The following is a 12,016-nucleotide window of genomic DNA, read 5'->3' as shown; positions in this document are numbered from 1 at the left end:
CTCTTTTTTATCTATGGGCAAATTTTCTACTCGTATACCCATCCCATTGTGTTATCTTATAATCGTTATATTTCCACGGTCGATCATCTTTTTGATGACTTTGAGTAGGAATGGCTTTAAAATATTTCTTGTCATCGGGATTAGTAGCATAAAACCTATTGCATCGGTAATAAAGCCAGGGGTTAATAATACTACACCACCAACTAGTATACAAAGTCCATCTATAATTGCATCTCCTGGGGGTCGTCCGTAGCTCACCTGTTGTTGAAAATTACGTAATGTCTCTATTCCTTGCTTTTTAGCTAGCCATGCTCCTAAAACACCAGTTAAAATAATTAAAACGATCGTCGGAAATATACCTAAAGTATTACCCGACAATATTAATAAGCCAATTTCTAGTGCTGGAACTATAATGATAAGTGCAATCATCATTTGCAACATTATGTTGTGGTCCTCCAATCACCATTGAACAATATTGATCTATTTGTCCTTATTATACCTTAAAATAAAAAAAAGAGAAGGCATAACACCTTCTCCAGTGATGGATTTATAATACACTAGTTCTTCCTTCATAAATCGTTCCTAAACCGCCATCAACAGTTATTTCATTTCCATCTTTAATAATCTTAGTCGCATTTTCCACACCAACGATGACAGGTATACCTAAGCTCAGTCCAACTACTGCTGCATGACTTGTAAGGCCACCTTCTTCAGTAATAATAGCTGAAGCCATTTCTAAAGATGACATCATATCAGCATCTGTACATTGAGTAACTAATATAGCTCCCTCTGTCATTTTTTGTTTAGCATCTTTTTGGCTAGATACAACAACCGCTTTTCCAAATGCTGATTTACGACCTACACCTTGTCCTTTAGCGATGACATTGCCAACCACATGAATTTTCATTAAGTTGGTAGCACCTTTTTCACCAGTTGGAACTCCTGCTGTAATTACGACTAAATCACCGCATGAAATAAGTTTGGCGTCTAATGATGCCTGGACAGCTACTTCAAGCATTTCGTCAGTTGAGTTCGCTTGTTTAGCCGTTATTGGATAGACACCCCAAGTAAGAGCAAGCTTGCGAGAAGTAGATTTATCTCCTGTTACTGCAATAATTGGTGCTTTTGGACGATATTTAGAAATCATTCTAGCAGTATATCCACTCGCTGTTGGAGCGATAATCGCATTAACTCCTAAATTAAGTGCAGTATGAGCAACCGATTGGCTAAGAGCATCAGGGATCGTTGGATTTGTTTGTTTACTACGCTTTGCTAAAATTTGAGAGTATTCCAATGCTGTTTCGGCACGGGATGCAATGCTGTGCATTGTACCTACAGCTTCTACTGGATACGATCCAGCAGCAGTTTCCCCAGATAACATGATAGCATCAGTACCATCAAAAATAGCATTTGCAACATCACTCGCCTCAGCACGTGTAGGTCTTGGATTTCGTTGCATAGAATCTAACATTTGAGTTGCTGTGATAACAGGCTTTCCAAGCTCATTACATTTTTTAATAAGTTCTTTTTGTACAAGAGGAACTTCTTCTGCTGGTATTTCAACACCTAAATCTCCACGAGCTACCATTAATCCATCTGAAACCTCAAGTATATCGTCGATATTATCAACGCCTTCTTGGTTTTCAATTTTTGGTATAATTTGTATATTTGGTGCATCATGTTTTTCTAATATCTCACGAATATCTAGAACATCACTAGCACGGCGAACAAAAGAAGCTGCGATAAAATCTACACCTTGTTCGATACCAAAAATGATATCGTTAGCATCTTTCTCGGTGATTCCTGGTAATTTCACCTTAACCCCTGGAACATTTACCCCTTTTTTATTTTTTAATACACCGTTATTTAATACTTTTGTTGTTATTTCCCCAAGTTCTGTATTAATTGCAATTACTTCAAGGCCAATTAAACCATCATCTAGCAAAATTTTAGAACCAACTTCAACATCTTCAATTAAACCTGGATAAGTGATAGAAAACTTTTGAGGTGTACCAATAACCTCTTCCATTGAAATAATTACTTCAGAACCATCAATTAACTCAATTGCACCGCTTTCCATCGTATGTGTTCTAATTTCCGGACCCTTCGTATCGAGAAGAATAGCGATATTTTTTCCAGTCTTTTTGGCAGCTTCACGAATATTTTTTATACGTGCTCCATGCTCCTCAAAATCACCATGTGAAAAATTCAATCTAGTTACGTTCATCCCTGTTTCCATTAACTCAACTAACTTATCTACACTTTCACTAGCCGGACCTATTGTACATACAATCTTTGTTTTTCTCATCAATTTCTACCCCCAATAGTAATTTTCTTTCTATATTGATAATTCTTTTGATAATTTATACATATCTTCATCAATATGATGTTGCTGTGCCAACGCTTCGATAATATCATGATCAACGAGTTTATTATTTTGAATACCGACAGCTCGGCCACCTTTACTAGCTAATAAAAGCTCTACAGCTTTCGCACCTAGTCGGCTTGCTAATACTCTGTCAAATGCAGTAGGTGATCCACCACGTTGAATATGACCTAATACAGACACACGTGTTTCAAAGTCAGTTTCCTCTTGAATCTTATTACCGATATCAACACCACTGCCTACACCCTCTGCAACGATAATGATACTATGCTTCTTACCTCTTTCATGTCCACTTCTTAATCTATTAGTAATCTCATTCATGTCATAGTTAGCTTCAGGTATTAGAATTGTTTCTGCTCCACCTGCTAAGCCAGCCCATAACGCTATATCACCCGCTAATCTTCCCATTACTTCGATAACATAAGTGCGTTCATGAGAAGTAGCTGTATCACGAATCTTATCTATCGCATCTATTACAGTATTTAATGCAGTGTCAAACCCAATAGTAAAATCAGTTCCAGGAATATCATTATCAATTGTTCCAGGTACGCCTACACAAGGGTAACCATGCTCCGTTAGCGCTTTTGCTCCTCTGTACGATCCATCTCCACCAACAACAACAAGCCCTTCAATTCCATGCTTATTTAACTGCTCAATACCTTGTTTCTGCCCTTCAGGTGTTTTGAACTCTTCACACCTTGCAGAATAGAGCATTGTCCCACCTCGATGAATGATATCTCCAACGGAACCAAGTTCTAACTTTTTAATATTACCACTCATTAAACCTGCATAGCCTTGGTACACTCCATATACTTCAACATTATGATAAATTGCTTTTCTAACAACTGCTCTAACTGCCGCATTCATTCCTGGGGAGTCTCCACCACTCGTTAACACACCAATTCTTTTCATTACGTCTCACCTCATTAATTTGTATGAACGGCCTTGAGAAGAGAAGGCGAGAGATTTACAAAAAAATACATCCGACCTCCATCATCAGAACCTAAGTATTCTTAAAATAACATTTCATTACGACGAAAACAATATCACAAATGTGAAAAAAAAAGGAAAACGTGCATCCAAAATTGATTTTGGATGCACGTTGCATTATTTTACCTCTACGTAACCGTTTTCATAAGAAATTTGTCCGATAGTTTTGTATTTTCTATACCTTTCCTGAACCAAAGTTGCGGCGTCTAATTCCTTTAGCTCACTAATTGATTGCTTTAAAACTACATCAATTAGCTTAGCTTGCTCATCAACATCTCGGTGAGCTCCACCTTTAATTTCAGGAATGATTTCGTCAATAACACCTAACTCTTTTAAATCTGGTGCAGTAATTTTCATCGATTCAGCAGCTTTTTTGGCTAAGGCTGCATCCTTCCATAAAATAGATGCGGCACCTTCTGGAGTGATTACTGAATATGTTGAATTCTCTAACATATGAATATGGTTTCCAACTCCAATACCTAAAGCTCCTCCACTTCCACCTTCTCCAATGACAATACAAACAACTGGGACTGTTAATCCAGCCATTTCAAACAAGTTCTTTGCAATCGCTTCACTCTGTCCTCTTTCTTCAGCTGCTTTTCCAGGGTAAGCACCTTTCGTATCAATAAAACAAACGATCGTACGCTGAAATTTTTCTGCCTGTTTCATTAAACGTAATGCTTTACGGTATCCCTCTGGATGAGGCATTCCAAAATTTCTACGAATATTTTCTTTCGTATCTTTACCCCGTTGATGTCCTATAACAGTTACAGGAAGCCCATAATATTTTGCTATTCCTCCAACGATTGCCCCGTCATCTCCAAAATATCGGTCTCCGTGACACTCCATAAAATTAGTAAACAAACGTTCAATATAATCTAATGTTGTTGGGCGATTTGGGTGACGAGCTATTTGAACCCGATCCCACGTTTTCATATTTCCATATATTTCACTTTCTAATTTCTTTAACCGTTGCTCAAGTTTTTCAATTTCAGCAGATAAATCCACATCAGAATTTTGAGTAAATTCCTTCAGTTCAGCAATTTTTTTAGTTAGTTCAATTACAGGGCGTTCAAATTCTAACTCAGCTACCATTCCAAATCACCTCCTATATGTATGGATAGTACATTCTCTAAAGTTTCTTTCATATTATGCCGATGAACTACAGCATCAAGCTGCCCTTTTTCCAATAAAAATTCAGCAGTTTGAAAATCCTCCGGAAGCTCTTCTCGTATTGTTTGCTCTATAATACGTCTACCAGCAAACCCTATTAAAGCACCTGGTTCAGCAAAATTATAATCTCCTAAAGATGCAAAACTCGCTGAAACCCCGCCGGTTGTTGGATCTGTCATTACAGATATTATGAGTCCTCCTTGATCACTAAAAAGTTTGAGGGCTGCACTTGTTTTAGCCATTTGCATTAAACTTAATACACCCTCCTGCATTCTCGCACCACCTGAAGTAGTAAATATAATAAAAGGTACATTCAGCTCCATGGCCTTTTCAATTGCAAGAGTAATTTTTTCTCCAATTACAGACCCCATACTACCCATTCGAAAGTGTGAATCCATAACAGCTATAACTGTTTTAAAGCCACTAATTTCTCCCTCACCAGTAACTATTCCTTCGTTAAGACCTGTTTTGATACGATCTTTTTCTATCTTTTCTTCATATCCAGGAAAGTTTAGTGGATTATCCGAGATCAAGCCTTGATCATACTCACGAAAAGTCCCTTCATCTATCAAACTGCCAATTCTTTCGAAAGCTGTCATTCTATGATGGTGATCACAATTTAAGCATACACGTAAATTTTTGTTTAATTCCTTCGTATACATAATTTTTTTACAGCTTGGACATTTTGTCATGATACCTTCGGGTACATCTTGTTTTGCTTGCTCTGAGGGAATGGATGCATACTTTTTCTTTTTTACAAAAAAATCCTTAAGCATTGTGTAAATCCCCTTTACCAAATTCTATATACTACCTCTACTTTAACTAAATGTTATAAATAATTTTGTCAAAGTTTGTCATGCATCTATCGACAATTGTTTTACAGCTATGTTTTCATAAGTGCTAAGGGCTAAGTCTACTTTTTCTTCCTCAAGCGCATTTATGAGTTCTGTATAATAGTCTAACGGAAGGTTATAAGAATGATATTCCAACTTATAATAATCAAATAACACTAGCCAAATTCTTAGCAACAGCCTATTATTTGTCGCTTCTACAACTGTTTTCATAAATTGATCATGATCAAAGTTATTACCAGAAGTTAACGACTTCAAACATTGTAAATAGCTTTTATTACTTACTTTGCAACATAAAAAAATAGAATTGCGCTCGAGTAAATATTTGGTCTCTAGTATATCTTCTTTAGCCTTATCATCCTGTAAAATGAAGCTTCCAATTAGCTCAATAAGACTGTGGTCACCAAATTCTTTGATGAACGTTCCTTCACCCTGTCGTGTTTCAATTATGCCTAGTAATTCTAACGCTCTCAGTGCCTCACGTACAGAAGAACGGCCTGCTTTTAATCTAACAGCAAGCTCACGTTCTGATGGGATTTTATCACCAGCTTTTAATCTATCTTCTGTAATTATGCATTGTAATTGATGAACAATTTCTATATATACTTTAGATCTTGATGACATTATTATTCATTACCAATAATTGAAAGTTTGCGGGTTTTTTCTGCAATACTCTCTGGGTCTAATTGGATACGTGCTACACCTGTTTCCATTGCAGCTTTCGCAACAGCTGCAGCAACCATTGGAGCTACTCTAGGATCAAATGGAGCTGGAATGACATAGTCTGCCTGTAGATCTTCATCTGAAACAAGCCTTGCAATCGCTTTAACGGCAGCGATCTTCATTTGCTCATTTATGTGAGTAGCACGAATATCTAGCGCACCTCGAAATATTCCAGGAAAAGCCAGGACGTTATTTACTTGATTTGGAAAATCAGATCGACCTGTTCCAACAACCTTTGCTCCAGCTTCCTTCGCCTGATCAGGCATGATTTCAGGATTAGGATTTGCCATTGCAAAAATAATGGGATCATCATCCATATTTTGAATCATTTCCTTAGTTAGTGCACCTTCAACAGAAACACCTATAAAAACATCAGCACCTTTGATAACATCGGCTAATGTTCCCTCCATTTTTTCCCGATTAGTGTACTTCGCTACTTCATTTTTTACATTGTTCATCCCGTACGATCTGCCTTCAAATATAGCACCTTTAGAATCGCACATCACTATATCTCTTACACCAAAGTTATATAATAATTTGATAATTGCTATTCCAGCTGCACCCGCTCCATTAGCTACTATTTTGATTTCAGACATCTTTTTCCCAACTAATTTAAGTGCGTTCACCAAACCGGCTACTGTAACAATAGCTGTTCCGTGTTGGTCATCATGGAAAATAGGGATATTCGTTTCTTTCTTTAAGCGTTCTTCAATGATGAAACAATTTGGAGCTGCAATATCCTCAAGGTTAACCCCACCGAATGTCGGTTCCAATAATTTCACTGTTTCAACAATTTTATCAACATCTGTTGTGTTCAAACAAATTGGAAAGGCGTCAACTCCTGCAAAGCTTTTGAAAAGTACAGCTTTCCCTTCCATGACAGGCATAGCTGCTTCTGGTCCTATGTTACCAAGCCCCAATACAGCTGTACCGTCAGAGACAACAGCAACCATATTTCCCTTCATCGTATATTCATAGACTTTTTGTACATCATCATAAATATCCTTACAAGGTTCTGCTACACCAGGTGAATAGGCTAAGCTTAAGTCCTTTGCATTTCGAACAGGAACTTTAGATTTGGACTCTAACTTTCCTCTATGAATACTATGCATATGTAATGCTTCTTCTCTTAATGACATGTCATTTCACTCCTTAATGTACTACAAAGTTAGCGAAATATATAGCAAAAATCTACCTCTCTTACTACCTCTCTTACTGCCACTCAATGTTCCTATTGTTTTATTAACTCACGTTTCCTTCAATATGTTAATATAACTCATCTCACAAACAGCAGCAGATTGGTCTGACCAATGATACCTATACAATATAACATAATAGTGATAGAAGTAAAGAAGTATATCATTTTAAAACAACGTTTCTTTCACCCAATACCTCGGTCATCTGCTCTATACATTCTTGTGAAGGGTTTACCAAAAATTCTTCAGGTAGGCGAATTGTTCTTTGTTCTCTTTCATAATATATAAGTACCGCAGTTTCTCCAGGGAATGATGATAATATATTTTTTATTTCTTGAACTTTCCCTTCAGCCATTTGTGTGTCTTCAAATCTCAAATAAAGAGATTTATTAGAAGATGACTTGATCATTTCATCCATTGTATAAACGGTTTTAATAATAATTTGTAGCTTTTCTAACCTTTTTTCACATTTCCCTTCTACGACCACGATATTGCCCTTGTGCAGAATATTACTATATTGTTTATAAACAGCTGGAAACGCAACCGCATCAACATCTCCTGAATCATCACTAAACGTATAAAATGACATTACTTCCCCTTTTTTTGTACGTATTACTCGATCATTTGTAACATATACACCTAATTTCACTAATTCATTTGATTTATTATCTGCAAGCTGATGAATTTTTCTCGTACGTATGGAGAAGAATAAATCTTCATACATCGTTGTTGGATAACTTGAGAGATAGAATCCAACAGCTTCTTTCTCCAGCTTTAACATTTGATCTTCGGATAATTCTGCAACTTGAGCATATTTTGGCTTGAGCATAAATTCCTCATGAAATAACTCAATTTGATCTTTGCTATCTGGTCTAACTAGTTCAGCATGCTCTATTGCAATATCTATACTAGCTAATATAGTAGCTCTGTTTTCTCCAAACTCATCAAAGCAACCTGCCATTACTAATGACTCTATCGTTTGTCTATTAATTTGCTTCGCGGAAGTTCGTATGCAAAAATCGAATAGATCACTAAACTTTTTTTGTTTTCGGCTACGAAAGATTTCTTTTAAAGCAGCTCCTCCAACATGGTTAATAGCAGCTAGTCCAAACCTAAGTCCATGTCTTTCAACTGAAAAACCAAAGAAGCTGTGATTTATGGATGGTGGTAATATTTTTATGCCTTGCTGCTTAGCTTCTCTAATATAGGAAGCGAGCTTATCATCCTTACTTATGACGCTTGTTAAGATTGATGCATAAAAATAGATTGGATAATTTGCTTTTAGATAAGCTAAATGATACGCAATCATGCTATATGCAACTGAGTGACTTCTATTAAATCCATAATTAGCAAAGCGAACTATTAAATCATAAATAGAATTTGCAACCGACACAGAGTATCCTTTGCTAACGCTGCCATTGACAAAGTGTTCCCTTTCTTCGTCTAATACATCCTTTTTCTTCTTTGATACTGCCCTTCTTAATAGATCCGCTTCACCTAACGAAAATCCTGCCATTACCGCAGCAATTTGCATAATTTGTTCTTGATACACAATCACACCGTACGTCTTAGCTAATATAGACTCTAAATCAGGATGCGGATATGAAATTGGAGACTTATTATGCTTCCTGTCAATATAAATCGGTATGTTATCCATTGGTCCAGGTCTATATAGTGCATTTACAGCAACAATATCCTCAAAGCTACTCGGCTTCAATCTTTTGAGCACCTGCCTCATGCCTTCGGATTCAAGCTGAAAAACACCTGTTGTTTGCCCTTGACTAAGGAGAGAGTATGTGATCTTATCATCCATTGGAGTTTGATCTAGGTTAATGTTATTCCCAGTCTTTCTTTCAACCATAGTTATAATATTTTCTATCAATGTAAGGTTACGTAAGCCTAAAAAATCCATCTTTAGTAGACCAATATCCTCTAAAATATCCATTGGATACTGTGTTAAATATACATCTGCATGACCTTCTTGAATGGGAATGATATTCGTTAATTGTCGATCACTTATAATTACACCCGCAGCATGAGTAGATGTATGTCGTGGTAAGCCTTCTATTGTTAACGCTATTTCATATATTCTTTTCGCCACATCGGTTTGTTGTATACGCTCCCTAAACTCAGAAGATTGACGATACGCCTCCTCAAGTGTGATTCCTTGCTTCATCGGTATTTTTTTAGCTAAAAAGTCCACTTCTTTTGGTGATGCCCCCACTACTCTTCCTACATCACGTAATGCTGCTCTTGCACCAAGCGTACCAAATGTAATGATTTGAGCGACATGCAATTGCCCGTACTTATTCTTTACATAATGGATCATCTCGTCACGACGGGTATCTGGAAAGTCAATATCTATATCAGGCATCGTAACCCTTTGTGGATTTAAAAACCTCTCAAACAACAATTGGTGCTTTATTGGATCTATATTAGTTATGTATAAGACATATGCAACTAGCGAACCTGCAGCAGATCCCCTTCCTGGACCAGTTAGGATACCGTTATGGTGCGCATACTTCATAAAGTCCCAAACGATTAAAAAATAATCGCTAAATTTCATTCGATTTATAATTTCTAATTCATACATTAGACGGTCATAATGTTCGTCCGTCGGCTCTTGATAACGTTCCTTTAACCCTTTCAAACATAAAGAAGCTAAGTAATCATTCGACTGCTTGCCATCTGGAACAGGAAACCTTGGCAATTGTGCCGTACCAAGTGCTATCTCAGCATTACATCTATTTGCTATTTCAACAGAATTTGCTACTGCGCTTGGATAGCTATTAAAAAGTTCAAGCATCTCTTCTGGATTCTTTAAATAATACTCATTTGAGGCTAGTTTAGTTAAATGATCGTCGGATAATTTTAACCCTTGTTTAATAGCTGTTAAGCAATCATAAGCAATAGCATCTTTCTTTTCGGTATAATGTACATCATTTGTTGCTACAACACTGAGATCAACATCTTTACTTAACGTTACTAGCATCTCAGTTAATTCACGATCTTGTTGTCTATGTTGTTGAATTGAAAAGAAAAAGCAATGATTAGCAAAAAAACTTTTGTAGAAATTAGCACGTTCTCTTGCTTTTTCAACCTCATTATTAAGTAACAATTGTTCTATTTCACCATGACGACCAGGTGTAATTGCAATAAGATCTTGTCTATAATGCTGGAGCCATTTTAATGGAATACCGTCCTTCGCTTTTGTTAATACCGAACTACTAATTTTCATTAAGTTTTGATAGCCATTATTATTTTTTGCGAGCAGTACTAACGGATAAGCACTAGGCGCATCTGAATTTTCATTTACAAGTACAGAGACTGTAAGACCAATGATAGGTTTTATTGAATGCTTTAAACATGTTTTATAAAAGGTAACAGCTCCGTACATGACATTTTCATCTGTTAATGCCAAAGCACTATAACCGTGATGTTTTGCTTTTAAAACTAAACTTTCAATTGATGCTGCGCTGTTCAATAAGCTGTACGCACTTTTTATTTGAAGGTGAACAAAAGACACAGAAACCCCCACCTTATCATCATTACTTTTAGAGTTCATTTATAAATAATCCGAATTGAATGCACTTGTAGACTTAGATTCATTTAAATATGTAGCTAGCTTAGCCGTCGAATGACAGAAGCTGTTGCATTTTTTTGTTAACAGAATATAGCACTTTCATACAAGTACAGTTTTGTTCCTTACTTCATTCAAATCCCTCTATTAATAATTATATTTGTTGTAACCAAGCTATACAAATCAAAAACATATTTCCTTATGTTTGTCCATATACATGTATCGAAAGGATGATGAGTATGGAATTGAAGGAAGCGTTTATCCCAATGTTTATAAAAAGCTATTTTATAGCCTTCGGTGTTCTACTCGGTGGGGCTTTAATTGGTGGTTTAGGAGCATTTATATCTGGGCAACCACCCTTAACTGAAATGTTTCGTCTGTCAAACAGATTAAAGATATGGGCATTGGTAGCGGCAATTGGTGGCACGTTTGATGCGATTTATAGCTTTGAGCGCGGCATATTTTCTGGAGAAACTCGTGATGTATTTAAACAAATTTTACTTATTGTTTCAGCTATGGGAGGCGCTCAAACAGGGACGGAAATCATTCATTGGTTTACACAGGAACATATATCACGATGAGGATACCGCCACATTTTCAATTACCGAATTGGCAGCGATTTTTTGCTGGAGTAGCTATTGGTGCCATTATTAGTTGGTTAGTGTTTCTATATATGTTTGGCGTTTTACAGGAAAAACAAGTTAGTATGATTGAGCGTCAGCAAAAAGAAATTTTCAAACTTAATAATGACATAAAAATTTGGCAGGATGATTATCGAGAGTTAAATGAGAAGAATAAAAAACAACTAACTTTACAAGAAATAATAATAGACATCACCGCACATGAAAAATTTAACTTAGATCAAAATAGCATCATCTTTATTCAGGAAGAAATCAGAAAAGAACTAAGCTCTTTGCTTGCGAAAGATATTGAAACAGTTTATAAAAATAGTACTTTGTTAGAGAAATCAATTGAAAACAAACCATTTACAATTAATGAAAAATCATACCGAGTAAGAATAAAAAAGATTGGATATTTCACAACATTATATATTCATGGAACGATTGAAATCGTAAAGTAAGCAAATAACAGGAATGAGTGAGATTCATTCCCGTTA

10 protein-coding genes are annotated in these 12,016 nt (G+C 36.2%); 2 read left to right on the top strand and 8 right to left on the bottom strand.

Annotated elements, in window-relative coordinates; translation table 11 throughout:
* Positions 1-51: 51 nt before the first annotated feature.
* The 8 genes from SLH48_RS00765 to dnaE all read right to left on the bottom strand — a co-directional run bounded on the left by SLH48_RS00765 (position 52) and on the right by dnaE (position 10,845).
* A complete protein-coding gene (locus tag SLH48_RS00765; RefSeq protein ID WP_214481604.1) occupies positions 52-441 on the bottom strand; it encodes an FxsA family protein in 390 nt (129 codons plus the stop codon).
* A gap of 106 nt (positions 442-547) precedes the next feature.
* A complete protein-coding gene (gene pyk / locus SLH48_RS00760; RefSeq protein WP_320256688.1) occupies positions 548-2,308 on the bottom strand; it encodes a pyruvate kinase in 1,761 nt (586 codons plus the stop codon).
* 30 nt (positions 2,309-2,338) lie between these two features.
* Positions 2,339-3,298: a 6-phosphofructokinase gene (gene pfkA, locus SLH48_RS00755; RefSeq protein WP_320256687.1), complete on the bottom strand. Its 960-nt coding sequence runs from the start codon at positions 3,296-3,298 to the stop codon at positions 2,339-2,341.
* A 195-nt stretch (positions 3,299-3,493) separates the two neighbouring features.
* Positions 3,494-4,471, bottom strand: a complete 978-nt coding sequence (gene accA, locus SLH48_RS00750) for an acetyl-CoA carboxylase carboxyl transferase subunit alpha (RefSeq protein WP_320256686.1) — start codon at positions 4,469-4,471, stop codon at positions 3,494-3,496.
* Complete coding sequence (gene accD, locus SLH48_RS00745; protein ID WP_214481608.1) at positions 4,465-5,325, bottom strand: acetyl-CoA carboxylase, carboxyltransferase subunit beta; 861 nt, start codon at positions 5,323-5,325, stop codon at positions 4,465-4,467. The genes accA and accD overlap by 7 nt, the downstream gene beginning before the upstream one ends.
* A 78-nt stretch (positions 5,326-5,403) precedes the next feature.
* Positions 5,404-6,024: a FadR/GntR family transcriptional regulator gene (locus tag SLH48_RS00740; protein WP_214481609.1), complete on the bottom strand. Its 621-nt coding sequence runs from the start codon at positions 6,022-6,024 to the stop codon at positions 5,404-5,406.
* A 2-nt stretch (positions 6,025-6,026) separates the two neighbouring features.
* On the bottom strand, positions 6,027-7,262 hold the full coding sequence (locus SLH48_RS00735; protein ID WP_214481610.1) for an NADP-dependent malic enzyme: 1,236 nt from the start codon (positions 7,260-7,262) through the stop codon (positions 6,027-6,029).
* Positions 7,263-7,482: 220 nt separating this feature from the next.
* Positions 7,483-10,845, bottom strand: coding sequence for a DNA polymerase III subunit alpha (dnaE, locus tag SLH48_RS00730; protein WP_320256684.1), 3,363 nt, complete (start codon positions 10,843-10,845; stop codon positions 7,483-7,485).
* A gap of 293 nt (positions 10,846-11,138) precedes the next feature.
* On the opposite strand from dnaE, the gene SLH48_RS00725 reads away from it, so the two are divergent.
* Positions 11,139-11,480, top strand: coding sequence for a YtrH family sporulation protein (locus SLH48_RS00725; protein WP_214481611.1), 342 nt, complete (start codon positions 11,139-11,141; stop codon positions 11,478-11,480).
* A complete protein-coding gene (gene ytrI / locus SLH48_RS00720; RefSeq protein ID WP_320256683.1) occupies positions 11,450-11,980 on the top strand; it encodes a sporulation membrane protein YtrI in 531 nt (176 codons plus the stop codon). Before SLH48_RS00725 ends, ytrI begins: the two co-directional genes overlap by 31 nt.
* The last annotated feature ends 36 nt before the right edge of the window (positions 11,981-12,016 follow it).

Source organism: Cytobacillus sp. IB215316 (assembly GCF_033963865.1).
Taxonomy (GTDB): Bacteria; Bacillota; Bacilli; order Bacillales; family SM2101; genus Nanhaiella; species Nanhaiella sioensis.
Note: the sequence above shows the minus strand (reverse complement) of the source record. Positions and strands in the feature narration are given on the sequence as shown.

What these genes read in the sequence shown, in the direction of transcription:
- pyk (WP_320256688.1), bottom strand. Translation starts at nt 2,308, where the DNA reads ATGAGAAAAACAAAGATTGTATGTACAATAGGTCCGGCTAGTGAAAGT.
- accA (WP_320256686.1), bottom strand. Translation starts at nt 4,471, where the DNA reads ATGGTAGCTGAGTTAGAATTTGAACGCCCTGTAATTGAACTAACTAAA.
- pfkA (WP_320256687.1), bottom strand. Translation starts at nt 3,298, where the DNA reads ATGAAAAGAATTGGTGTGTTAACGAGTGGTGGAGACTCCCCAGGAATG.
- SLH48_RS00735 (WP_214481610.1), bottom strand. Translation starts at nt 7,262, where the DNA reads ATGTCATTAAGAGAAGAAGCATTACATATGCATAGTATTCATAGAGGA.
- SLH48_RS00725 (WP_214481611.1), top strand. Translation starts at nt 11,139, where the DNA reads ATGGAATTGAAGGAAGCGTTTATCCCAATGTTTATAAAAAGCTATTTT.
- SLH48_RS00740 (WP_214481609.1), bottom strand. Translation starts at nt 6,024, where the DNA reads ATGTCATCAAGATCTAAAGTATATATAGAAATTGTTCATCAATTACAA.
- SLH48_RS00765 (WP_214481604.1), bottom strand. Translation starts at nt 441, where the DNA reads ATGTTGCAAATGATGATTGCACTTATCATTATAGTTCCAGCACTAGAA.
- accD (WP_214481608.1), bottom strand. Translation starts at nt 5,325, where the DNA reads ATGCTTAAGGATTTTTTTGTAAAAAAGAAAAAGTATGCATCCATTCCC.